The sequence below is a fragment of the Sphingomonas lacusdianchii genome, from assembly GCF_022664395.1.
Taxonomy (GTDB): Bacteria; Pseudomonadota; Alphaproteobacteria; order Sphingomonadales; family Sphingomonadaceae; genus Sphingomonas; species Sphingomonas lacusdianchii.
This window is the reverse complement of sequence record NZ_JAKRET010000021.1, coordinates 24,213-48,092: the sequence shown is the minus strand read 5'-3', so window position 1 is coordinate 48,092 and position 23,880 is coordinate 24,213. Positions and strand designations below refer to the sequence as shown.

25 protein-coding genes are annotated in these 23,880 nt (G+C 64.6%); 22 read left to right on the top strand and 3 right to left on the bottom strand.

What is annotated here, in order from left to right:
• Positions 1-61: 61 nt before the first annotated feature.
• Both MF607_RS19660 and MF607_RS19655 read left to right on the top strand, forming a co-directional pair.
• Positions 62-1,000: a DMP19 family protein gene (locus MF607_RS19660; protein ID WP_242121862.1), complete on the top strand. Its 939-nt coding sequence runs from the start codon at positions 62-64 to the stop codon at positions 998-1,000.
• 34 nt (positions 1,001-1,034) lie between these two features.
• On the top strand, positions 1,035-2,723 hold the full coding sequence (locus tag MF607_RS19655; RefSeq protein ID WP_242121861.1) for a RecQ family ATP-dependent DNA helicase: 1,689 nt from the start codon (positions 1,035-1,037) through the stop codon (positions 2,721-2,723).
• A 13-nt stretch (positions 2,724-2,736) separates the two neighbouring features.
• Here the strand turns inward: MF607_RS19655 and MF607_RS19650 are convergent, their stop codons facing one another.
• From MF607_RS19650 to MF607_RS19640, 3 genes are all read right to left on the bottom strand, one after another.
• Positions 2,737-2,988 carry a hypothetical protein gene (locus MF607_RS19650; RefSeq protein WP_242121860.1) on the bottom strand — a complete coding sequence of 84 codons (252 nt, stop codon included), beginning with the start codon at positions 2,986-2,988 and terminating at the stop codon, positions 2,737-2,739.
• Positions 2,989-3,083: 95 nt separating this feature from the next.
• On the bottom strand, positions 3,084-3,557 hold the full coding sequence (locus MF607_RS19645) for a hypothetical protein (RefSeq protein ID WP_242121859.1): 474 nt from the start codon (positions 3,555-3,557) through the stop codon (positions 3,084-3,086).
• 64 nt (positions 3,558-3,621) lie between these two features.
• Positions 3,622-4,005, bottom strand: coding sequence for a hypothetical protein (locus tag MF607_RS19640; RefSeq protein WP_242121858.1), 384 nt, complete (start codon positions 4,003-4,005; stop codon positions 3,622-3,624).
• Positions 4,006-4,337: 332 nt separating this feature from the next.
• Here MF607_RS19640 and MF607_RS19635 point away from each other — a divergent pair, with 332 nt between their 5' ends.
• The 20 genes from MF607_RS19635 to MF607_RS19540 all read left to right on the top strand — a co-directional run bounded on the left by MF607_RS19635 (position 4,338) and on the right by MF607_RS19540 (position 23,878).
• The gene (locus MF607_RS19635) at positions 4,338-4,658 is read left to right on the top strand and encodes a TrbC/VirB2 family protein (protein ID WP_298274651.1); all 321 of its coding nucleotides are present in this window, start codon (positions 4,338-4,340) and stop codon (positions 4,656-4,658) included.
• Positions 4,659-4,694: 36 nt separating this feature from the next.
• The gene (gene traL, locus MF607_RS19630; protein WP_242121857.1) at positions 4,695-4,979 is read left to right on the top strand and encodes a type IV conjugative transfer system protein TraL; all 285 of its coding nucleotides are present in this window, start codon (positions 4,695-4,697) and stop codon (positions 4,977-4,979) included.
• 1 nt (position 4,980) lies between these two features.
• Positions 4,981-5,565: a type IV conjugative transfer system protein TraE gene (locus MF607_RS19625; RefSeq protein ID WP_242121856.1), complete on the top strand. Its 585-nt coding sequence runs from the start codon at positions 4,981-4,983 to the stop codon at positions 5,563-5,565.
• Positions 5,562-6,377, top strand: coding sequence for a type-F conjugative transfer system secretin TraK (locus MF607_RS19620; RefSeq protein WP_242121855.1), 816 nt, complete (start codon positions 5,562-5,564; stop codon positions 6,375-6,377). The genes MF607_RS19625 and MF607_RS19620 overlap by 4 nt, the downstream gene beginning before the upstream one ends.
• On the top strand, positions 6,374-7,708 hold the full coding sequence (locus MF607_RS19615) for a TraB/TrbI/VirB10 family type IV secretion system protein (RefSeq protein ID WP_242121854.1): 1,335 nt from the start codon (positions 6,374-6,376) through the stop codon (positions 7,706-7,708). Before MF607_RS19620 ends, MF607_RS19615 begins: the two co-directional genes overlap by 4 nt.
• A gap of 92 nt (positions 7,709-7,800) precedes the next feature.
• Entirely contained in the window at positions 7,801-8,568 is a 768-nt protein-coding gene (locus MF607_RS19610; RefSeq protein ID WP_242121853.1) for a DsbC family protein, read from the top strand.
• On the top strand, positions 8,565-9,353 hold the full coding sequence (locus tag MF607_RS19605; RefSeq protein WP_242121852.1) for a conjugal transfer protein: 789 nt from the start codon (positions 8,565-8,567) through the stop codon (positions 9,351-9,353). Before MF607_RS19610 ends, MF607_RS19605 begins: the two co-directional genes overlap by 4 nt.
• Positions 9,354-9,356: 3 nt before the next feature.
• The gene (traC, locus tag MF607_RS19600; RefSeq protein WP_242121851.1) at positions 9,357-11,897 is read left to right on the top strand and encodes a type IV secretion system protein TraC; all 2,541 of its coding nucleotides are present in this window, start codon (positions 9,357-9,359) and stop codon (positions 11,895-11,897) included.
• Complete coding sequence (locus MF607_RS19595; protein ID WP_242121850.1) at positions 11,894-12,286, top strand: hypothetical protein; 393 nt, start codon at positions 11,894-11,896, stop codon at positions 12,284-12,286. The genes traC and MF607_RS19595 overlap by 4 nt, the downstream gene beginning before the upstream one ends.
• Entirely contained in the window at positions 12,279-12,947 is a 669-nt protein-coding gene (locus MF607_RS19590; protein WP_242121849.1) for a TrbI F-type domain-containing protein, read from the top strand. The genes MF607_RS19595 and MF607_RS19590 overlap by 8 nt, the downstream gene beginning before the upstream one ends.
• Positions 12,931-13,524, top strand: a complete 594-nt coding sequence (locus MF607_RS19585; protein WP_242121848.1) for a S26 family signal peptidase — start codon at positions 12,931-12,933, stop codon at positions 13,522-13,524. The genes MF607_RS19590 and MF607_RS19585 overlap by 17 nt, the downstream gene beginning before the upstream one ends.
• Positions 13,521-14,168: a type-F conjugative transfer system protein TraW gene (gene traW / locus MF607_RS19580; RefSeq protein WP_242121847.1), complete on the top strand. Its 648-nt coding sequence runs from the start codon at positions 13,521-13,523 to the stop codon at positions 14,166-14,168. Before MF607_RS19585 ends, traW begins: the two co-directional genes overlap by 4 nt.
• Positions 14,165-14,485, top strand: coding sequence for a hypothetical protein (locus MF607_RS19575; protein ID WP_242121846.1), 321 nt, complete (start codon positions 14,165-14,167; stop codon positions 14,483-14,485). The genes traW and MF607_RS19575 overlap by 4 nt, the downstream gene beginning before the upstream one ends.
• The gene (gene traU / locus MF607_RS19570; RefSeq protein ID WP_242121845.1) at positions 14,482-15,495 is read left to right on the top strand and encodes a conjugal transfer pilus assembly protein TraU; all 1,014 of its coding nucleotides are present in this window, start codon (positions 14,482-14,484) and stop codon (positions 15,493-15,495) included. Before MF607_RS19575 ends, traU begins: the two co-directional genes overlap by 4 nt.
• Before the next feature lie 8 nt (positions 15,496-15,503).
• Positions 15,504-16,247, top strand: a complete 744-nt coding sequence (gene trbC, locus MF607_RS19565) for a type-F conjugative transfer system pilin assembly protein TrbC (protein ID WP_242121844.1) — start codon at positions 15,504-15,506, stop codon at positions 16,245-16,247.
• Position 16,248: 1 nt separating this feature from the next.
• Complete coding sequence (locus MF607_RS19560) at positions 16,249-18,300, top strand: conjugal transfer protein TraN (protein WP_242121843.1); 2,052 nt, start codon at positions 16,249-16,251, stop codon at positions 18,298-18,300.
• Positions 18,300-18,662: a hypothetical protein gene (locus MF607_RS19555; RefSeq protein ID WP_242121842.1), complete on the top strand. Its 363-nt coding sequence runs from the start codon at positions 18,300-18,302 to the stop codon at positions 18,660-18,662. The genes MF607_RS19560 and MF607_RS19555 overlap by 1 nt, the downstream gene beginning before the upstream one ends.
• A 1-nt stretch (position 18,663) precedes the next feature.
• Positions 18,664-19,536 carry a conjugal transfer protein TraF gene (gene traF / locus MF607_RS19550; protein ID WP_242121841.1) on the top strand — a complete coding sequence of 291 codons (873 nt, stop codon included), beginning with the start codon at positions 18,664-18,666 and terminating at the stop codon, positions 19,534-19,536.
• Positions 19,536-20,975, top strand: coding sequence for a conjugal transfer protein TraH (locus MF607_RS19545; protein WP_242121840.1), 1,440 nt, complete (start codon positions 19,536-19,538; stop codon positions 20,973-20,975). The genes traF and MF607_RS19545 overlap by 1 nt, the downstream gene beginning before the upstream one ends.
• 17 nt (positions 20,976-20,992) lie before the next feature.
• A complete protein-coding gene (locus MF607_RS19540; RefSeq protein WP_242121839.1) occupies positions 20,993-23,878 on the top strand; it encodes a conjugal transfer protein TraG N-terminal domain-containing protein in 2,886 nt (961 codons plus the stop codon).
• The last annotated feature ends 2 nt before the right edge of the window (positions 23,879-23,880 follow it).

Genomic DNA, 23,880 nt, shown 5'->3' with positions numbered 1-23,880 from the left:
GCAGGCGTGAGCCGGCGTGACGTTACTGGCCGGCCATCACCGGAGCCACAGGGGGGAAGTTATGGCGCTATTCGGCTGGGGCAAACGCCCCACGCGCGCGGTTCCTGAGCAGCCGTTCCACGCGGCACGTGTGCCGATGGCGCAGTCCATCATGGACAGCCACAATCCGTCCTACATGACGGAAACCGTTGTCGAGATCGTCAACCGGCTTCTGTTCGACGGCGGATTCACGCGCGCCGAGCTGCCCCCCGAGCTGCTGATGGGCTATAGCGTCGACTACTACCTCGCCCAGGTGAACAACGGTGGCCACGCCCAATTCGGGCACAACAGCAGGCTGGTCGAAGGCACCCTCAGCGACATCAGGCAAGGCCTGGTCGCGATGGGCGACCTTGAAGCTGCGGGTATCTTTGCAGACTTCGAGGCGTATCGCCGCGACGATCCGGCCGGCTTCACTCAGGGCTTGACCGATGGGTGGAAGAACCCGGTGATGAAGTCGCTCGACGACCGCTTCTACGCAGGTCCTTCGAAGAGGCTGACGGAGACCAATGCCGCATGGCTGAAGAGCCGCCCAATCTTTGAGGTGCTGGAGGACATCGGGCCGGACTCGAGCTACAAACAGGCCCTGCGGAAGCTGGTAGCCAGCAATCCGAATGCGCAGCGGCGCGATGCCGAGCGGAAGCGGCTCGCGGCTGAAGCGCAGCTACGCGACCCCCTGTTCCAGACGCTGAGGTTCGCGGTGGAGCGCCCGGGTTCCGGCGTGGAGTTCAGGCACTGGCTCGGTGGAAGCCAGGTCGAGATCGAGGGATATGTTGGCGGGGAATGGGGCGTCGAAACCAGCGCCGGCAGGGCGAGGGTCCTGATCCTCCCTCATGTCGCGATCTTCCAGCTTCTCAACCGCGGCCTCAAGCCGATCGCCACGCCGATCGCGGAGATCAAGCGATTGGTGAAGAAGCAGACCGGTCAGTCCGTACCGCCCGCAGCCTTCTGCACCCGCGCGTGAGGTCCGAACACGCCGCCCGGCGCCCGCGCACATTGTGACCGCGATCGCGCCTGCACCTGAAGTGCCCGTCGACGGCCCGGACTGGGCGGAGACGCGTAGGATCGTGCTCGCGCGCGACGGTCACCGCTGCACCAGCTGCGGGATCGAGGTCGTGAGTCGAGATGCGGATATCCACCATCTGTTGCCACGGTCGATGGGCGGCACGGACGAGATCGCCAATCTGGTCACTCTTTGTGACGGCTGCCACGCTGCTCACCACCCGATGCTCGCCGGTGGCCTCGCGCGCCGCGTGATCGAGCGATGGGCGTTTCGGATTGCGCGGCTTTTCGGGGGGCGTGAGGATTTCGACGCGTTGGAGCACCTCGGGCCGGCGCTGCGTTTATTCGGCGTAGAGCGCTTTCGCGAAGGGCAGCTGGCGATCGTCCAAGCCGCCCTGCAGGGCAAGTCGATCCTCGTGGTCCGGCCGACCGGATCGGGCAAGACTCTGTGTTTTCAGCTGCCCGCAATCCTGACACCTGGGCCTACGATCGTCGTGTCGCCGCTGAAGGCACTAATGGCCGAGCAGGTCTCGACCCTGTTAAGAAAAAAGGTGCCCGCCAGCTTCGTGAACAGCGACCTGTCGAGCGAGGAAAAGCGACTTCGCTATGGGCTGCTGCGCCGGGGTGCCATCAAGCTGCTGCACCTCGCGCCGGAAAGGTTCTTCGTTCGGAGCGAAGCCGAAAAGGCGCGGCTTTCGGCTTTGCGACCTGCCTTTCTCGTCGTGGACGAGGCCCATTGCGTCGACCAGTGGGGCGCGGACTTCCGGCCCGAGTATGGCAAGCTGGGTGAGATCCGGCGCCAGTTGGGCAACCCGCCTGTGCTGGCATTCACCGCCACGGCCGGACAGGAGATGCAGGCGCGGATCCTCGCCTCTCTCGGCGCACAAGACGCAGAAGTGTTCGTCAGCGGCGTCGACCGGCCCAACATCACTCTCCTTCGTTGGATCGTGCCGGAGGACAGCCGCACGGCCGCGATCGCGGAGCTGCTAAGGATGCCTTTGCCCAGCGGCGGGAAGGCAATGGTTTTCGTACCGTCGGCGCGTGTCGGGGAGGATCTGCAGGCGGCGCTTCGCGGATTCGGGCAGGACGTGCCTCTCTACCACTCGAGGCTCGGGCGTCCGTTCGAGCGCGAGCAGCTGGTGAAGCGCTTCACCAACCAGAGCGAGCCGGTGATCGATCGCATCATTTCGACGTCCGCCTTCGGCATGGGGATCGACGTTCCCAGCCTGCGTCTCGTCATCCACTGGCAGGCACCGGCGTCGGTCGAGGACCTGATGCAGGAGCTCGGCCGAGCTGGACGCGATGGGCGGCAGTCGGTTTCTATCGTGATGCACGACAATGCGTCGGACGGCCGTGACGTGAAGCGGCTGCGGTTTATGGCCGACCTATCGGGGAAGGACCAAGAGGCGCCCAACGCCGCTGCGCGTGAGAACCGGATGCGCAAGATCGACCAGGTCGCCGCGATGATGCGCGAGGAAAGCTGCTACCGGCGTCAACTCGTCGACTATTTCGGGAGCAAAGTCCGGCGTCGCCGTTCCCTCGGAGTTCGGATCCTGGAGTGGCTGTTCGCGGCCCGCTCGCGGGTGAAGAGAAGCGCGCATTGCTGCGACTTCTGCGACCAGGACACGATCGACGCGATAGTCCCGTACATCCAGATGGTCCTCCAAGCCGAGACCCGCACGTAGGCGTCAGGCCAGGTCAGCTTTTCTGCTCGAGGTCATGCTCCACGTCGTCGGTGGCCGGCGTTGCAGCCGGGCGGGGTGACATGAACTCGTGCCACAGGAACATGTCGCTGTTGATCAGTTCCAGAACCGCATTGATGGCCGCTTCCCGGGAGGGGAGGCTAAAGTTTGCTTGAATGCGCTCGATCACGTCGAGGGAGACGGGGGAGAGTGCGACGGTGGAGCGACGGTAGCCGGCAGCGTGCTCGCGCTGCTTACGGCGACGCATGGAGGCGGTGCTATACTTGAGCGCCGGGGGCTGCTCGGAGTCCTGTGTCATGGCTCGCTGTAACCACAGGACCAGCGATATCGAAAGCTAGACGGCTAGGATACGCCCTGGCCGGTCGGCCCGGCGCGGAGGAAAGTGCCAGCGAGGCTCGCTGCCGCGGCCTGTGCGGCGATATCGACCTTCGCGGTCGAGAGCGAGCCGTTCGCTGCCAGCTCCTCGAAGCCGCTGTACCCACACTCGAGCAGCACGTTCTCGAAAAAGGAGAGCGTGGTGGAGCAGGCGGATTGGAACTTCGGGTCGAAGTAGCTCATGTGGTTGTAAGCAAGGTTCACCGCGAAGAACGCGCGAACGGAGTCGATCCCGAGGACGAGCACAAATTGATCGATAAGCGGGCCGGTCAGCGGGGTTGCGCCCGCTTTCAGCTTGTTCGTCAGGCTGAGGCTGCGACCGAGTCGCGACGCCATATCCTTGTTGGTGATCCTCTGCCTCCGCCATGCCTCGACAATGAGGAGACGGTAGCAGTCGAGCCGACTTTGCCTTTGCGCCGCTGTCAGTTCCAGGTCTCGCATCGCAGCAACCCCCCGGTGTTGCCCCGACTATACGGCGGTATAGGCCTAGGCTGTCAAGAGCCGATTAACGACAATGAACATCCGATTTGAATGTAACGCTGGGAAAGACACTGAGCAGCCCCACGGTCAGCGTGAACCGCGTCGGCGCTGGCTCGCCCTCGCTCGCACCTGCCCGGACTCGAGCGGCCTGGAACAGCTCTTTTTGTGACTGCTGGACGCGGAGCGTCATACGGATGTCACCTGCCTCGTCAAAATCCTTGGCCTTCGCCACGATCTCGTCGGGGTTGGAGGCTTCGAGAAAAAGCTCCAGCCCTTTCATGGCTGTAGCCGAGATAGGCTCAAAGCGCTCCACCGCGATCGAATGCGCACGCATCGCGTCCGCGGCCAGTCTGAAAAGCCGCTTCCCGACGCGGAACGTGTAGATCACCTGAGACATCTTGAGGCGCATCCTATGCCTCAATCGACGGCCGTTCCAGCGACCCGGAAGTCGGCCACGAAAAATGACCCAAGGAAGTATCGGCGTCCCGGGTTGCGAACCTGAATCTGTATACGCACGCCCCGGCGCCGACAGTGTAATCAGATTACACACCGTGTAACCAGCTTACATAGTAGTGTAAGCCAGTTACACTCCAGTGTAACTCGGTTACACACAAGTGTAAGCCAGTTACACGAAACAGTGTAATAATTTGAGCAAGTAGAGATAACACTTGCGGGGCGGATAGGTTTCGATTTCCCTAACGGCGGCGATGCACTTTGCTTCGTCTTGTTAGGGGAAAGAGCATGACGGCACTTTCGATGCAGAAGGACCGTACCAACGGCATCCTTCTGGGCCTGGCGATCATCGCGGTCGTGATGATGCTGGGCGCCTCGGCCGCCTTCGCCGGCGCCGACGCAACCTTCAATACCGCTCTCACGAAGTTCACGGACTTCCTCGAGGGCTCGGGCGGCAAGGTCATCACCGTGATGAGCCTTGCCGGCGGCATCGTCGCGCTCGCTTCGGGTCGCTTCAGCCTCGGCCAGGTCGCGGTTCCCGTCGCGGTCGGTGTCGGCGCCGGCACCGGCGTTCCGATCGTCACCTCGACCGTCACCGCGACGATCTGAGGTCTGGACTAACCGCTGGGAGGGCGGTGCGCGCTTATGGACCGGTATACCATTCCCTCGCATCTCGATGACCCGGAGCTGATCGGCTTCTGGACGCTGGATGAGTTCCTCGCGATGACGATTCCGTTCGTCTGGGGGATCCTGTCACAGCACATCGTGATCGGGTTGTTGGTTGCAGGAGTCGGCTGGTGGGGATTTCGCAAATTAAAAGCTGGTAAGGCCTCCTCGTGGGTTCTCCACATGGCCTACTGGCACCTGCCCGCTAGTTTCACAGGTCTAAAGGCGACGCCGCCCTCTCACCTTCGCGTGATGGTGGGCTGAGATGGATTATAGTGTCGGGCTCGCGCAATCGCAGCGGGTCATCAAGCAGCGCAACGCCCTCGGGCTGGCCGCGCTGGTCCTCGCGGCGCTGGTCGTGGTCCTGTTTCTGATCGGCGCCACGCGCGATCGGGAGATCGTTCTCCAGCCTATCGCCCGGACACCCCTGACCCTCTCGTCGAGCGGGGTCTCGGAGGACTATCTGGAGATGGTCACGCGCGACACCGCGCTGATGACCCTCAACCGCAGTCCCGAAAATCTCGACTACTGGATGAAGTCGATCCTCGCGATCGCGACCCCGGAGTCGCACGGGGCGCTCAAGCGCGACCTGATGAAGATCGTGAGCGAGCAGAACGGCTCGAGCATCAGCCAGTATTTCACCATCGCCAGCATGAAGGTCGATCCCAAGGCGCTCACGTCTGAGGTCTCCGGCACGCTGCATACCGTCGTCGGTTCGAAGTCGGTCACCGCCGAGCCGAAGACCTTCCGCTTTTACTGGGCGTATCGTGGCCTCTCCCTGCAGCTCAAGGGCTTCGGGATGGTGACCAAGGCCGATGCGAGCGGCGCCTCGATCGGAGGCGACGCATGACGCCCTTCTTTGCCTATGGATTGATGGCCAGCGGCGCGGCGGTCGCGTCCCGCTGGTGCCACCTCTCGCGCGGGATCGGCGCCGGCATGATTGTCGCGGGCGCGATCGTCCTCGCGTCGCCAGCATGGGCCGACGAGCATGTGCTGGCGCGCGACAACAGCGAGGTCAGCTGCACAGTCTCGAAGACGGGCCTCACTCGGGTCAGTCTCAAGGACGATCGCTTCGCCAGCGTATCGAAGCTGACCACCGGAGTCGAAGCCGACGACTTCACCGTCGTCAACGAGCCGACGCGCGGCGACATCTACCTGTCCGTGCCCGAAGGGTTCTCGCGGTCGAAGGTCTCTTTCTTCGGCACGACGGCCAAGGGCTACGTCTACAAGTTCGCTTGCCGCCTCGGCGCTGACGACGCCCAGCAGGTGTTCGTCGAGAACAAGGACATTGTCGCCGGCGAGAACGCCCCGGAGCTGGCAAAGGCATCGGTGTCTCCGCAGGAGGCGTCGGCCACCCTGGTACAGGCCATGTACCAATCGTCCTCGCTAGATGGCTTCGACGTCATCCCAGCCGGCACGGACCCCGTGATGGTGGGCACGCTCAAGGTGCAGATGGTCACCGAGTATCGCGGCGCTGCGCTCGCCGGCCGGGTGCTCAAGATCGAGAATAAGGGGCGCCAGCCGGTGTCCCTTGGTGAGGGCACGATTGCCCCGTCGAACGCGATCGCGGTCAGCGTCGCCAACCCTCAACTCAAGCCCGGCGAGGCGACCACCGCCTATATCGTCACGCCCGCCGGTCTCGCCAACGGAGTCCGGCCATGAGCCTTGCGGACATCTTCAAGCGCAAACCCAAGCAGCTCGATGCGGAGCCCGAGGACGGCGAAAGCACCGACATGATGGATGGCAACGAGGCCGTTCGGAAGAAGCAGATCCTCTACATGTCGGGCGGGGCCGCGATCGCGCTGGTGCTGGGCTCCTGGTACATCATGGACGACGGCAAGTCGGTCACGGTCACCGAGGCGGGCGGCAAAGAGACGAAGATCGCAACCGACGACATCGTCAATCGCAACATGTCGCAGAAGGAGTGGCAGGCCGCTTCCGAAGCGCAGATGCAGTCGATGAACAACCAGCTGAAGTCGGTCGACGGTCAGGCGCAGCAGATGCGCCAGCTTCAGGAACAGGTCGCCGCGCTGCAGGGCCAGAACACCTCGATGGCGACCGATGGTCAGCGTGTCATGGGCGCCTATCAGCAGGAGAACGACCAACTCCGCCAGCAGCTGGCGCAGGCGCGCAGCGCCCCGACACCGGCCCCCGCGCCTCTCCCCGCGCCGATGTATGGACCGATGGGGGCAGCGAACTATCGAGCCCCGGGAGCGGCACCGATGACACCCGCCGAAGCCGCCGCAGCAGCCGCGGGCGGCTCGTCGCGCCAGATCAAGCTGGTGTCGTTCGAAGGCGGACCCTCGGGCACGGCGACACGGATCTCGGGCGGCACCACAAGCTACACCGACAGCCCGAACTACCTACCCCCGAACTCGATCGCGCAAGCCAAGGTCATCGTCGGCGTCGACGCGTCCGCGGGTGTCCAGTCCCAGACCGATCCGCTGCCGGTCGTGCTGCGCATCACCGGCCCGGCACGGTCGGTGTACCGTGACGGCAAGCTCCTCACGACGCGCATCCAGGGTTGCCTCGTCAACGGCGCCGCCCGCGGCGATCTGAGCAGCGAGAAGGTCTACGTGAAGCTGCAGCGGATGACCTGCCCCCAAGCCAACGGCCGCTATGCGGTGTCCGACGTGAAGGGCTTCATCTCCTTCGCCGGCAAGACGGGTGTGCGCGGCCGTGTTGTGAGCCGCGAGGGTGGTCTTGTCGGCCAGGCCTTCCTTGCCGGTGTCGCGGGCGGGTTCGGGCGCGGCTTCTCCGCCAATACCGACGCTATCCTGAACGGCACCAACGTCACCGTGAACGGTAAGCGCCGCCAGCTCGACGTGGGCGAGCTGGCGCAAGGCGGCTTCGGCAATGGTGTCGCGCAGTCGGCGGACATGGTCAGCAAATATCTGATCGAGAGAGCCGAGCAGTACCAGCCGGTCATCGAGATGCCGACCGGGATCAACGTCGAGATCGTCTTCCTCGAGGGCGTCTTCATCCAGAACTGAGCCGGCCAGATCGGGGCGAAACCGGGTCGGGAGCAAAGGGCGTAATGGGCATGGCACAAGGAACACTTCTCGCAGCCCTCGCGGGTGCCGCGATGATGCTGACGGGCAGCGCAACCGCGCCGACTGCTACCCAGGTCGAGGCAGCGCTGAAGGAGCGATTGCCCAAGACCAAGGTGACGTCGGTGGACTGCTCCAAGGTCGACGGGCTCTGCGAGGTCGTCGCAGGGCAGAACCTGTTCTACGTCGACCGGAGCGCCCGGTTTCTGGTGATCGGTCGCGTGTACGACATGCAGACGCGGCAGGACCTGACGGCCGCGCGTCTCCTAGCGCTCAACCCCGACATGCTGGTCGGCAGCGCCGCGAAGGCGAACGCCGCGGCCGACGCGCCCGAGGCGCCCACTGCAGGGACGGGCACGCGGGTCACGCAGCCGGCGGTCGCGCAGCGCCTCGACCTGTCTCGCCTTTCGAACAAGGGCGCGATCGTGTGGGGCAGCGGGCCGGAGAAGGTGACCGTCTTTTCCGACTTCCACTGCGGCTATTGTCGGGCGCTCAGCCAGACGCTTGAGACGATGAACGTCACCGTCGTCGAGCGCCCAATTTCCGTACTCGGCAGCCGCGAGATCGCCGACCAGGTGCTCTGCGCGCGGGACCGTCACGCGGCGGTCCGAGCCGCCTATGCGCAGGACCCGATCAGGCCCGGGCCGAAATGCGACACCAGCGGGCTGGATGAGAACGAAGCATTCGCCCGCGCGCACGGCCTGAACGGCACCCCCGTCATCGTCCGTTCCGACGGAGCGGTGCTCGAAGGCTTCAAACCCAAACCCCTGCTTGCGCAATGGCTGAAGGGAGCCAAGTCATGAGGAAAGGTGTCATCCACCTGCCGGCGTGCCCGGTGTCCCAGTATCGCTCCCGCGGCAAGCGCCTCGCGGCCGTCGCCCTGACGGCGAGCCTCGGCATGCTGGCCAGCTGCACGACGTTCGGGACCAACATCAAGGGCAGCTTTGCGTGCGGCGCGGCCGAAGGCGGCAGCTGCGCGCCCGCCACGGTCATTGACGACAAGGCCCTGGCGGAGATCACTCAGGACACCAGCTTCCGCCCTGCCGGCCCCTTCACCGCCCCCGCGCAGCAGGCCGCGCCGCAGCGCGTCGCCTATACGACGGGCGCGCCGGCTGGCATTTCGCCGCAGAAGGTGCTCCGCATCGTCTTTCCGGCGCATACCGACGGTGCCGGTCGTTACCACGAGACCAGCGTCGTCCAGGCGGTCGTCGACAATGGGCAGTGGCTGGCAGCGACCAACGGGCATGGACCGGGCCTGACCGCTTCCAGCACGCTCAATGTGAGCCCCGAAATCCTTTCGCAGCTCGGCGCCCCCATCCCGAGCGACGCACCGGAAGTCTCGGCTGCGGAGCCCGACGCTCAGCCCGCTACGAGCGCCTCGACGCCCACGGTCGCCGCGGTTGCGGCCGCCCGCGCGAAGGCGCGCGCGCCCAAACCGGTCGCGAGCGGCGCGGCTCCCCGGCCCGCGCCAACGTCGACGCCCGCCCCCGCTCAGGTCGGTTCGCGTCAGGACGATGCCGGCAAGCGGTACGCGTCGAACGTGCCGGCGAACCGGCCGGCGTCCTTCGACCCCTCGGTGGAGAAATAAGCCATGGCCGCCAAAACCGGCTTCATCGCCCGTCTGCTCGGCGACAAGCGCGGGATGGACGAGGGCACGCCCTCGCACGGCGCGCCTATGCTCTCGCAATGGCTCCCCTATCGGAGCTTCGATCGCAAGACGGACATCTTCTTTCAAACGAACTCGATTGCATTCGCACTGGAGGTGGCCCCGTTGATGGGCGCGGACGAGCGCACCGGCGAGATCATCGCGCAGCTGCTGTCCGAGAACATCGCGCCGGGTTCCTGCGTCCAGGTGCTGGCGTTCCAGAGCCCGCGGGTCGGCAGCCTGATCGCCCGCTATGCCCTTCCCCGCTTCGCCGCGGGTGGCGTGCATCGCAAGATCGCGGAGCATCGCTCGGCATTTCTTCGATCCGGCGCGTGGTTCACCATGTCGAAGGACGGCCCCTTCCACGTCCGCAACCACCGGATTTTCCTCTCGGTCTCGATCGCGAACAGCAAGGCGACGCCGGCCGAGCTCTCTGCGGTTCGCGACAGCATCGTCTCGACGCTGCAGTCGATCAACATGGCCTCGAGCCGGCTCGGTCCCGTCGACCTCATCAGCCTCATCGATGACATCACGGCACCCGCCTTCGACGTCACCGATCACGCAACCGAGTATTCGGAATACGACCCGATCGCCGACCAGTGCGTCCGGCGCGACGTCCAGACCGTCGTGCAGGCGGATCGGCTGCTGGTGTCCGTCGAACCACTGCGTGCCGTGACGAACCTCTCGGGCGAGACCCGTTACGAGGAGATCCGGCCCGACACGTTCGACTACCGCTTCTTCTCCGTTCGCAACTTCCCGAACCGCTGGGCGCCATGGGACGTCCAGAAGGTGATCGGCGACATGTTCTCCGACAAGCTCCGGCCGGGATGCCCCACCCTCACCTCGCTGTGCCTCTGCTATCAGGACGAGCAGGCGGCGTCGTCGAAGGCGAACTACAAGTTCATGCGGACCTCGAGCCTCGCGGACAGCAAGTCCGCCCGGCTGCTGCCCCAACTCAAGGATCAAAGCCGCGAGTGGGAGCATGTGAGCCAGGAGATCCGCCTCGGCAAGAAGCTGGTCCAGGCCTATTACGCGGTCGGCATCATCAGCCCGAAGGGATCGGGAGACGCCAACGAGCGCACGCTGAAGTCGATGTACAAGGCGGCAGGCTGGGACCTGCTGGACGAGCGCTTCCTGCAGATCATGGCATTCATGTCGTGCCTGCCGATGACGCTGGCCAACGGGCTCGACGCCGATCTGAAGCGCATGAAGCGCATGCGGACTATGCTGACCAGCACGGCCGCCAACATGCTGCCCATCCAAGGTGAGTATCTGGGTGGGCCGCTACCTCACCTCATGTTCGTCGGTCGGCGCGGCCAGCCCTTCTTCTGGTCTCCCTTCGAGAACAAGGCCGGCAACCACAACGTGGCGGTGTTCGGTAAATCGGGCAGCGGCAAGTCGGTCGCGCTGCAGGAGCTGTGCGCAGCGTTCGCCGGCGTCGGCGCCAAGATCATCGTGATCGACGACGGCCGGTCGTTCGAGCACATGGCCAAGAGCCTCGGCGGCAATTTCGTCGAGTTCCGGCTCCGCGACGGGTTCTCGCTCAATCCGTTCTCGATGATCGATGAATCGCTGGTCGCGCAGGACGAGGACTATCTCGTCGACGCTCTGGCCATGCTGAAGTCGATCATCGGCCAGATGGGTCGCCACGTCGACAAGCTGACCGACACCGAACGGGGCCTGATCGATAGCGCGGTCAATCGCGTCTGGGAGGCCAAAGGCAGGAACGGATCCGTCGATGACGTCGTCGCCGCTCTGAAAGCGGACGGTACGCCGCAAGGCGCCGACCTCGCGATCGCGATGTTCCCGTTCTCGGCAGGCGGCACCTATGGCCGCTTCTTCCTGGGCGAAGCCTCGGTGGACATGTCGAATGCCCTAACGGTCTTCGAGCTCTCGGACCTATCGAGCCGCGAGGAGCTGCGGAGCGTGGTTCTGACGGCGATCATGTTCCTGTCGTCACAGACCATGCGCCGGATGGATCGCCAGATCCCCAAGGCGTTCCTGATCGACGAGGCGTGGCAGATGCTGCGCGGTGGATCGATGGCCGACTTCGTCGAGACCTATAGCCGCACGTGCCGCAAGTACGGCGCTTCGCTGATCACGGCGACCCAGAGCCTCAACGACTATTACAAGTCGGAGGGCAGCCTCGCCGCGCTGGAGAACAGCGACTGGTCCGTCATCCTAATGCAGAAGCCCGACACGATCTCGGATTTCCAGAAGCACGGGCGGTTCGACATGGACCCCTATACCGAGAGCCTGCTGCGCTCCCTCAAGCGGAACGGCGCCGAGTATTCGGACATCATGATCAAGGGACCGGACAGCCAGGCGGTCGGCCGGCTCGTCCTCGATCGCTATTCGGCAACCCTCTACTCGTCGAGCCCGCAGACCTTCGCCTCGATCGAGCACCTGATCGAGCAGGGCTTCTCGATGGACGAGGCAATCGAGCGGGTCGCCTTCCCAGAGCAGTATGCGGAGGCCGCGGAATGAGCGTGATCCAGCCCCTCGCTCACGGTGAGAAATGGACCGTTCGGCGCGCAGCCCCGCGATCTGAATGGCGTCAGGACCTCGGCCGCGCCGTTGCCGACACCAGCTATGTCGCTCTTCGGCTGTCCGGCTGGCTCATCATGACCACGCTCGCGAGCATGGGCGTTCTGGTCCTCTTCTTCTTGATGCTCGGCAACTTCACGCCCCTCGGGTTCTTCTCGCATCTCGGCAATCTCGGCACCCGCTTCGTCGCGGCCGACGGGCTGCGCCGGGCGACTTTCATGAGCCAGGTCCACGTCGTCGAAGCGCTCGTCTTCGCGCTGGTGGCGATCGCCCGTGGACGGCTTCTCCTCACCATCCTCGTTCCCGCGAAAGGCGCTTCCCATGGCTGATGTTCTCGATCAGGCCCCGCCGGTCGCCGCGCCGACCGCTGCCCCCATTTCGGAGGCGCCCGCACCAGCCCCGGCACCGCGTGCGCCGCGCGTCGCCGCCAGTCGGCCGGCGCCTGCCCGGAAAGAGGGACTTCCGCCGATCACCTGGGCGTTCGCCGCGATCGCGGTGGTGATGCTGCTTTGGGCGGCTTGGGTGACCAAGCACATCGCCGCGGCGCCCCCGCAGATCCCGATGGCAAGCGTCCGCCTCGAGGCGCTCGTAACTGAGTACGTTCAAGCGCAGAGCCACAGCAACGGAACGCCTGAAGCGGTGACCCAGCAGACCGGGCGCTTCATGGCCGCGATCGAGGAAGAACTGAAACGGATCGGTGCCAACGGCACGACCGTGCTCGTGGGCGAGGCCGTCCTCTCGAAGAACGTTCCGGACATCACCGACCAGGTCCGCAAGGCGGTCTACGCCAAGGTGCCGCTGCCTGCGGCGGCGCCCGCGCCTGCCGCGGCCCCGCAGGTCGGCGCGGCCGCTCCGCTGCCGCCAGCGCCGGCCGCAGACCCGAGCGCTCTAGCCAGCGCGGCTCTTTCGCCCTTCGCCGCTGCCCCCGCAGCATCTCCCTTCGCCAGCGCGGGCCCGGCCTCGGGAGGCACCAATGGCGTCGCGAATTGATGCCCGCCTGCAGGGCGATCTCTTCTCGGTTGCGCCGAACAGCGCGCCGACGCCGTCTAAGCTGAAAGGCGCGCTGCGCCGGAAGCGCGTGCGGCAGTGGAGCTCGGTCGCGCTGCTGGCCTTCGTCATGGCGAGCTACAACGGCATCACGAGTTGGCGTGAAACCCACGCCTTCATGATCAATGCCAGCGAGAGCCTGCCCAACTGGGCGTTCTTCGTCGAGAAGGGCGGAGAGGTCGCGAAGGGCAAGTACGTCTTCTTCGTCCCGCCGAGCAATGCGCTCGTCCGTCGCCATTTCGGGCCGGACTCGGGGCCGTTCGGAAAGCGCGTGATCGGGATGCCGGGTGACCTGGTCAGTCACGACGGGCCGTGGGTGCTGGTGAACGGGGCGCGCGTCGCACACATGAAGCCGCGGTCGCGTTTCGGTGAGACGCTGACACCGGGACCGGTCGGCCGGGTGCCGGAAGGCTGCTACTATGTGGGGTCACCGCATCCGGACGGGTTCGACAGCCGCTATGCGGAGATCGGCTTTGCTTGCCGCAAGCAGCTGATCGGCACCGGGACACCGATCCTGTGATCCGGCGCGCGCTCCTCCTCGGCGGTCTTCTCGCCGCGACCTCCGTCTATCCCTTCGCGCGGGAAGCCCTCGCGCGTGACCATGGCGTCATGGGTCAGACCTGGGGGATCGCTGAGCCGGATCTGCTGACCACTATCGACGCCAAGCTGAAGGCGATGCAGGCGAACGGCAGCGTAGACCGGATGCAGGCGGCGCTCGCCGCCAAAGCCGAGGATCGCGTCCGCAATCCGCTTCCCGTTGCCGGCATCGGCGCCGTTCGCGAAGCGCGCAGCTGGACCTTCGATCCGTCCATCGTCCTCGAGCGCGACATCCGCGATCAGAAGGGTCGGCTGATCGCGCAGGCAGGCCAGAAGGTGAACCCTCTTTCCTTCGTGAGCATGAAGACGGATCTGGTCTTCATCGACGGCCGCGACGACGCCCAGGTGGAATGGGCTACCAAGCGGTGGAGCGCGACGACCGCCAAGATCATCTTCGTAGCCGGTTCGCCCTTCGACCGCATGGGCGAGAAGAAGCGCCGGTTCTTCTTCGACCAGCAAGGCAAACTGACCGGGCATTTCGGCATCGAGCACGTGCCAGCGATCGTCACGCCCGCGGGCGAGGCGCTCAAGGTCAGTGAGATTGAGCTGCCGGGAGGCGCCTCGTGAACACGTTCTGGCTCGACTTCCTGAAGACGCCGATGGCAGCCCCCGAGACGGCAGGGTTGCGCAAGCTCCGCATGGCGGTGCTGTCGATCGCGGTTGCGCTGGCGCTGTCGATCCTCCTCCTGAAGCCGATGCGGGCGCAGCTCGGCGCGGGTGCCGGAGGTGCTATCGCCGGGCTTCTCTTTGCGCTGGCCGTGCTGGTCCCTGTCTATGTGTTCCGCAAGAACCGGGCGGACGGCGCCTATCTCGACCGCCTTGTGCGGGAGCGCGGTGAGCTCGACGCGGGCAGTGACGCCGACGCTCCGGAAGCTGCGCTATGATCCGCCGGCTCCTCGCCCTGATCGGCTTCGTGATCGCGCTGACGGCGCTTCCGGCGCCCGCCGCTGCGGTCCCATCGAACTGCACCGGCAAGTTCGTGAACCCCATCACGGACATCTGCTGGTCGTGCCTGTTTCCGCTGTCAGTGGGCGGGCTTCCGATCTGGCCGGGCAGCCGCCCCGATACCAAAAACCCCGCGCTGCCGGTCTGCGCCTGCGGTTCGCCGGTGCCGCGCATCGGGATCGCGATCGGCTTCTGGGAGCCGGCCCGCATGGTGGACGTCACCACCAAGCCCTGGTGCTTCCCGAACCTCGGAGGCCTCCGCCTCAACCCGGGGCTCGACATCGGGCAGGGCCAATACACGGGGCCGCTCATCAGGGGCGGTGCGACCCAGGCAAGCGCCAACTGGCAGGCCCACTATTACGTCTATCCACTGCTCTACTGGATGGAGATCCTGACGGACTTCGCCTGCTTCGAACAGACCTCGTTCGACATCGCCTACATGACCGAGATCGATCCGCTCTGGAACGACGACGTCCTGACCACGGTGATCAACCCGGAGGTTGCCCTCTTCAACAATCCGATCGCCGTCGCCGCGTGCGCAGGCGACTGCGCCGCGGCGACCGCGAAGCTGCCGATCGACGAGATGTTCTGGTGTGACGGGTGCAACGGTTCGATGTTCCCGATGAACGGCAACGTCGCGGCCCATAACTCCCCGGTGCAGTCGTCCCGCCTCGCGGCCGAACGCCTCCTGTTCAAGATGCACCGTCAAGGCCTCGCCTGGGGCACCGCTGGCTCCAAGGCGCTCTGCAACAAGTACATCATGCCGATCCTGAAGAAGTCTCAGTATCGCATTCAGATGACCAACCCGACACCGACGGTGAACGGCAAGTATGCCTGTTCCCCGATCGGTGCATCCACGCTGCCGCCTGACGCCGGACGCGCCTACCCTGTCGGGGGCGAGGACTTCGGCTACCTGCTCTGGCGCAAGCGCAACTGCTGCATGCTGTGAGGCCGACGATGCGCAAGCTCCTCCTTTCCGCAGCCGCTCTTGCCGCCCTCGGCACCGGGTGCGCCGTGCTGGCGCAGACCGTGGACGGCTTGAACCTCGATGCGATCCGCGCGCGATCAGCCACCATGGAGGCCGACGCGCGGGCGTTGTCGGCCGAGGTCCAGCGGCGCGGTGACGCGTTCAGGCAGGACGCCGAGACGGTCCGGTCGGTCGCGCTGGAGAAGGTCCGGACCATCGACAAAGCGAGCCTGCCAAAGGGACCTGATGGCGCTGTCGACTTCGACGAGATGATCCAGGCGGCGTCGTCGAACATGCGCGACAACCGCGGCACGGCGCCGCAATTCATGGTGTTCGTCTCGACCTCCATGCCCGAGCAGGCCCTGAAGCAGATCATCGCGGAGACGTCGGCCGCTGGGGGCGTGGTGGTGTTCCGCGGTTTCCCCGGCAACTCCGGCAAGGCGTTTATCGCCGCGATCTCCAAGGTAGTCGACAAGCAGCAGCAGTTCGCGTCCATCGGGATCGACCCGCGGCTCTTTCGCGCCTTCAACGTCACCGCGGTGCCGACCTACGTCGTGTCGTCGACCGATTTCACGCCATGCGACGGCCTGACCTGCGTTTCGGAGCCACCTCCGTTTGATCGCATGGTCGGCAATGTCACGGTCCGGTACGCGCTGGAGACGTTCGCGCAGGACAACGGGCCTGGAGCGCTGATGGCAAAGACCGCGCTCGCCAATCTAGGTCGGGCGCCCTGATATGCGCGGGGGGTCCGCCCTTGTTGCCGTACTGGCCTGCGCCTTCGCAGTGCAAGGCGCATTGCATGCGCAACAGCAAGCACCATCGCAGGCACAATCACAGGGCGGCTACTATGACCTGAAGGACTACAACTACTTCAGCGAGCCGCAGGCCGCACCCAGCCCCACGCCAACCCCTGCCCCCCAAGCGCCCGCCGTCCCTCAAGCACGGAGCGCTACCACCACAACCGCCTCCCCTTCCGCGATTCCGAGTGCCAAGGCGGCAAGCAGCGGGTTGCCCTCGGCCGCGGCCGCGGCGGCCCCGGGTACTCCATTCGTCTATCCCAAGGGCGACCTGGCCAAGGCGAAGGCGGACGCGAAGGCGTTGGCTACCCCCGCGAGGCAGAGCGCGGCAGGGCTCCCGACGGGCACCGATCTCGGGAGCACAATCCCCGGCTACACCGCCGCGACCCAGCCCGGGACCGTTTATGCGGACGATCCGGACGGGCTGAGCGCCGCTGGTGCCTCGGCTGCCGGAGGTAACGACGCATGGCGGACCGTGACGGACCCGTCGCGTAAGGTGGTGACCCTTGCCCCCGGCGAGATCGCCGGGGCGCAGGAAGTCGAGAAGGATCCGAACAGCTTTTTGTCCGGTCAGGCCCTCGGAGCGGCAGACGGAACCTGCAAGCCGCTGCCGAACCCGGGCGCGACCGATTATTATGAGGCGACCTGCAACAAGGGCGCGCAGGTGGTCGAGACGGCGGCGAGCTGCACCGGGCACATGGACCCGGTGGTCGTCAACACGCTGCGCTACTTCTACTACGGCGCCCCGGACAAGAACGAGGGCAATGGCTTCGCCAAGAACTCGGTGATGCAGGCCAAGGTCAGCGCGGGCCTCTGCCGCGCGGAACCGGTCGCCACCCAGCTATGCGACGCACAGATCGAAATGGGCGCTGGCGGCGGCAATGTCGAAGACTACCGAAAGTGGTGCAAGGGGCTGAGCAGCATGCGCGGCAACGCCCAGCTTTACTCCTGCTCGGCCGCGATCCCGGCCGGTGAGATACCGGCACATGTGAATTACAAGACCGGCACCTCCTGGTTGAAGACCGAGGGGTCCAACAGCGTCACGGTGACACGTAACGAGGGCACCTGCCCTGCGATGGCCGCTGACACGACCTGCACGGCGCAGGGTCCGGAGGTCTGCACCGAAGGGCCGGAAACCCGGATCATCGACGGCGTGGCCGTCACTCAGAGCTGCTGGGCGTGGTCGCGTCCGTTCATCTGCCAGCGGATCACGCAGGCCTCGGACTGCTCGGACCTCGAGAACAACGGCAAATGCACGTACGTCCGTGACGAGTGCCTGGACGATCCGCAGGACGGCCCCTGCAAGGTGTCGACCAAGGTCTACAAGTGCCCGCTGCCGGCTAAGCCGAGCGACGGAACCGAGAAGTACATTTGCGGCGATGACGTCTACTGCATCAACGGCGATTGCGAGCCGATCGAGCGGGAGGCGTCGACGGAGTTCAAGGACGCCGTGGTTGGGCTGCACGTCCTCGGTCAGGCCAACGCGGAGTTCAACCCAGACACGCTGACGCTGTTCTCGGGCACCCGCGAGACCTGCAACAAGAAGATCTTCGGCGCATCGAACTGCTGCTCGGGCAAGGGCGTGCCGCTACTAACGCCGTGGCTCTGCAGCTCGGCCGAGAAGCAACTCGACGAAAAGGACGACAAGGGCCTTTGCCACAAGCTCGGGTCCTACTGTTCCGACAAGGTACTCGGCATCTGCGTGACGTCGAAGGATGCCTATTGCTGCTTCGAAAGCAAGCTGTCGCGGATCCTGCAAGAGCAGGGCCGCCCTCAGGTCGGCAAGCCGTGGGGCAAGCCGAAGAGCGAAACCTGCAAGGGCTTCACGCTGGACGAGTTCTCGCACCTCGACCTGTCCGTGATGGATTTCTCGGAGGTGTACGCCGAGTTCACGGACGCGGCGAAGCTCCCCGACGAGATCGAGACGTCCAAGCAGATCCAGGAGCGGATCAAAGCCTATTATGACACGCACAAGCCGGCGAAGCCGTGATGGCTGACGTGGTCCGATACGACCAGCGACGTAAGCTGACCGACCTTTCGGTTGTCGAGTTTGCGATCCTGACGGCATTGTGCCGGGTCGGCCCGCATCCCGCCCCGTTTCTCCTGCCGACGCTGGGAGAGTGGTTCGGCGAGACACTGGGGCTGACCGACATCGAGCCGGCGATCCGCAGGCTGGGCCGGGTTGGCTATCTCGCGCACACCGGCGACCTGCTGGTGCCGGATGTGAGCGCCAAGGACGCGGTCACTACCCTCTACGCGATGCTCTACCGGATCCTCGGGTACGACCTGATCCGGCTCATCTCGCTCAAGGATCCCTCCCTCCTCGACCTCCTGAAACCGAAAGGCTCCTGACATGCGCGCGCCGCTGACCCTCGCCTTGATCCTGTCGCTCGCGGCGTCTGGCATGCCGTCGACAGCCGCCAATGCCCAACTCGTCGACTCGGTCTCGCGCACGGACGCGCCGGAAGGCGACCAGGCGGCGCCTGAAGCCGAACCGTCGCAGTTGGCTGAACAGGCGGGCGATGACTTCTACTGCCGCGAACGCCGGCTCGGGGAGTGGTTCTATTGCGAGAAGCCGAAGGCGAAGCCGTCCCAGCAGAGGGCCGAGCAGCCGGCGCAGTCCTCCTCCGAACGCTTGGCGGCGATCTCGAAGCAGCTCGAGGAAATGAAGGCGCGCGCGATCCTCGAGCCGACCACCGAGAACATCTCGGCCTACATCTCGTACCAGCGCGAGCAGCTGAACCGCGCATCGTCGTTCGCCGACATGTGGCGCCGGACCATCTGGCAAAATCCCGAACTCGACTACACGCTGCAGCGCCCCGTCAACCAGCTTGGAAAGCGGACCTGGCTGGATAGCCGCACGGCCGACAAGAACCGGGTCCTCTCGTCGATCTCGAAACGCTACGGTGTCTTCTACTTCTACTCGTCCGCCTGCGCCGCCTGCGAGGTGTTCGGGCCAATCATGCGCAGCGTGTCGGATCGCTTCGGGCTGACTGTCATGGCGGTGTCGCTCGATGGCGGCCCCAGCAAGGCGTTCCCGAACTTCACCGTCGATACGGGCCAGTACCGTGCGATGGGGATGCAAGGCCAGCAGGTGCCCGCGCTGGTGCTGTTCGACACGCAGACCAAGCGGCCAATGCCGATCGGCTACGGCGTCATGGCCGCGGACGAAGTCATGGACCGTATCTTCACCCTGACCAGCGTCGAACCCGGGAGTGACTTCTGATGCGCTCGCTGCTTCGATTTTGCGCGGCCGTCTTCGCGCAGCTCACGATGATCTTGGCGCTGGGCGGCCTGGTCGTCACGCCAGCGATGGCGGACGTCGGCTCCGAGATGAACAGCTACTTCAATTCGGCAGGTGCTTCGGCGAATGTCACCGGGCCCACCGCTTTCAACGGTCAGGCTGCGGGCTACTACTCCGGCGGAAGCCTGTGGAGCCGGTTCCCGTCCAAGACGGTCAACCCGGTCAACCTAGCATTGCCAAGCGCGCGCGCTGGGTGCGGCGGCATCGATCTGTTCGCCGGCAGCTTCAGCTTTATCAATGCCGATGAGATGGTGGCCATGCTGAAGGCGACCGCCAACAACGCGATCGGCTTCGCCTTCCAGCTCGCGATCGACAGCATCTCCGCGCAGATCGGCGGGGTGATGAAGGACATGAGCCAGCGGGTTCAGCAGCTCAACGCCTTCAACATGTCGAGCTGCGAAGCCGCGCAGCAGGCGATCGGCTCGATTTGGCCGGCGATGGACGGTGCAAGCTCGACCATCTGTCAGCAGGTCGGCGGTGCCAAGGGGTTCTTCTCGGACGCGGCTGCGGCGCGGCATGGCTGCACCAACAAGGGCGAGCGTGAGGACACGATCGCGAAAGCCGGCGATGCGGCCGAGCTCGTCCAGAGCAAGAACTACACTTGGTATGCGCTCATGTCGAAAAGCGCGACCAAGCCCTCAACGGAATACGCCGAGTTTCTCATGACGATGGTCGGCACCATCATCTACGATTCGACGAAGAAGGCGGACAGCATGGGTGGTTTCCACTTCATCGCGCCCGCCAGCTGGGACATGTACCAGACGCTGCTCGATGGCTCGTCGACCGCGCCCACCAAAGTCCTTCAGTGTGACACTTCGGATGAGAAGGGATGTCTCAATCCAACCACCAAGGATCTGAGCGTAACGGCCGACCAGGCCTTCCGCACGCGCGTGGTCAAGATGCTCGACAGCATGAGCGGCAAGATCCGGACGAACACCGCTCTGTCGGGCGAGGAGATCAGCCTCCTCGGGATGACCAGCATTCCGCTTTATAAGATCTTGGTGGTCGATGAGGCAGCCCATTTCGGCATGTCGCCGGCCGACCGGGCGAGCCTATCCGAGATCGTCGCTATCGACATGCTGATGGCCCAGATCGACCGCATGCTTGACGTCATCTCGCGTGCGCAGAGTGGAGCCGTGTTCGTCAACATGGACGAGTTCAAGACTTGGCGGTCCCAGGTCGACAGCGTCAAAACGGAGTTGGCTCGCAAGAGCCAACAGATGAGCGCCAACCTGAACGACACCTATCGTGTGATCGAGCGCACGCAGATGCTCGAGGCCACGCTCAAGAACAACATGAGCCCCCAGATGACCGCCTCGCTCCGGTTCGGCCGTGGCCTGTCGGCTCAGGGCCTCCGGTAAAAGAGAGGACGGGTACGATGCCCACGCTCGAGGTCTTCACGATTGGCGGAGGCGAGTACCTCGTCAACGTCTTCAACGCGGTTGCGGCGTGGTGCGGGGGCGGTGGTTACCGCTCGCTCCTGCAGGTCGTGATGGTGATGGGCTTGGCCTATTCGCTATGCGTGGTCGCGTTCAACCTCGATTGGCGGGCGTGGATGAACTGGTTCATCCAGTCGACGCTCATCTACATGATGCTGATGGTTCCTACCGTGACGGTGAAGGTCACCGACCGGATCGATCCGGGTCTGGCGCCAGCGGCCGTCGACAATGTCCCACTGGGGCTCGGCGTGATGGCGTCGTTCACCAGCCAGATTGGCGACTGGATGACCCGCACGGCAGAAACTGTGTTCGTCATGCCGAACGCAGTGTCTCTGTCGAACAACGGCATGATCTACGGCGCACGTCTGCTTGAGAAGGCTCGAACCTTCCAGATCACAGACGCCGTGTTCCGCGCCAATCTCGACGAGCAGCTGAAGCAATGCACCTTTTACGACGTGCTGCTCGGTTTCAAGTCGATGGACGACCTGACCCGGTCGACCAACGTTTGGGCGTCAATCGGGCCGGGGAGTCCGGCGCGCAGCCAGCGTTGGATCACCTCGACCGGTCCAGGTACGACCGAAGCATCGATTATCCCGTGCAACGAGGCGTACAGCCGTCTCGATTCCCAATTCAACGCTCAGATTGAGAAGGACATTCTGCCCTTCTCGAAGAGCACCTATCCCAAGCTGATCGACACTGTCGCGGCGCAAAAGCTGAAGGATGACCTCCCGATCGTGGCGGGCCACATGCACGGCTCGGCGACGGATCCCTACACCTATCTCAAGCAGGTCTCGACGATCGACGCCTTCCTAGCGGCCCGCGAGAGCTTCTCCGACGCGGGATGGGACGCTTACGCCTCGCAGCGGGCGGACGCGCAGGCCAAGAACACCTACACCTCGATCGCTCAGCAGGCGATGACCTGGGTTCCCTTGCTCGGCATCGTCCTCACCGTTGTTTTCTATGCAATGTTCCCGGTCCTCTTCCCGCTCTTCCTCTTTCCGCGAACTGGGGTTTCGACGCTGAAGGGTTACGCAGTCGGGTTCTTCTATCTCGCGTCCTGGGGACCGCTGTACGTTATCCTGCACATGTTTGTCATGAGCCGTGCGGCGAGCGCCTACCATGCAATCGCGCCCAACGGCCCAACCCTGCTGGTCAGTGACGGCATCGACAGTGTGAACGTCGATATCTCGACGCTCGCTGGGTTCCTCATGATGAGTGTGCCCTTCCTCGCGGCTGGAATGGCAAAGGGCGCTATGGCCATCGCGGGCCAGGCCACATCGATGCTGATGCCGGCGCAGAACGCGGCGGAGCAGGCGGCGACCGAGCGCACAACGGGCAACTATTCCTACGGTAACACGTCGTTCCAGAACCTCACCTCCGGGATGGTTCAGGCGAACAAATGGGACACTGCGCCGCAGATTACGGGCGGCTTCGCCCGCCAGTCCTTCATCAACGACGACGGCTCGAGCACCGGGTTCATGGCGAACGGTGCGATGGTCTACAACACTACCGGCTCCATCAGTAATTTGCCGCAGAAGTTCTCAGTGACCGAGGGTGCCGTTTCGGAGATGCGCCAGTCGGCCGCGGCCTATCACAACCAGGCCGACCAGCTGCGCAATTCGGTTGGCGAGACCTGGGGCGCCGGGCACCGTAACTCGCATTCCCATTCATCGGGAACTCGAGCGGCTTTCGGTGGCGAAGGCTCCTCGGGCATCGGTGCGGGCTCAGCCATCATGCAATATGATCGTAATGGCACGGTCGTGAACAATGGCACCGATCAAAGTCGCCGCATCGGTCAAGGTGTCCGATCGTCCGAGGGACAAGCCGACAACTACGCGGCTGTTGAGTCGAGCCGTTGGAACTTGGAAGGCGGCTTGTCCCTTCCCGCTTTGGGGGGTGGCCGGAGGGGTGCCTCGCGAGGCGGCCCGAACCAACAGCAGGGAGCGAACCAGCAGCCAGGTCAGGGTGGCCAGCAGCTAGAAGGGCGCGGCTCGTCGTCACCGGCACAGGCCGGGATCAAGGGTGGCTACGGCTACAGCATGACAGACGGCACGCAGTACACGAACGATACGTCCAACACCCGTTCCGACCAGGATGATGTGACACGCACGGCCGGTGTGCATGGCGCGCACGGTAATGGGCGTGACGTCCAAGTGACCGATGAAACCTATCGTCGTGACGGGAGCTTCTACCGCAACGAAACCTTTTCGGGTGACACCACCACTTCCGAGAGCTTCAAAGAATACTCAGAGCGGATCAATCGTGAGGCGGCGAAGCTGGATGAGCGTGGTCGGCGTCTCGAGGAGGCCGCCAACTATGCAGAGACGCACGGTTACACGCTTAACGAGGACATGAGCCAGTACGTCGCATCGCGCTATTTCGAGCTGCAGCATGGCTCAATGTCTGCCTTGAATGCTCCGGACATCTACCGAACCAATCTGACCTCCGATCAGCGCGAGGCACGTGACACCATCGTGCGGTCGGCCATGCGCGACTTCATCGATCAGCCACGTGAGCTCGCTACCCCGCGGCTGATAGAGCCGGACATCGTCAGCGTCACCGCTCCGAAGCCGGTAACAGTGGGGGATCTCAGCGGTGGGGTCGGCCGGCATGTATCCGGGCATGGCGGGCCTGCTGGTGAGCAACCCGCCCGCGCCGCCCGTCGCGCCGAGATTGCGGAGGGCGCGGGAGTAGTCAGGGATGAAGCTGCCAGCCAAGATGCAAATTATCAAGGCGCGGTTCTTGGCGCCCAGCAGCTACATGACGATCAGCGGACTAGAACGAATACGAACTGGCACGCAGAGCATCGCGGTCCGAGGGAGTGATG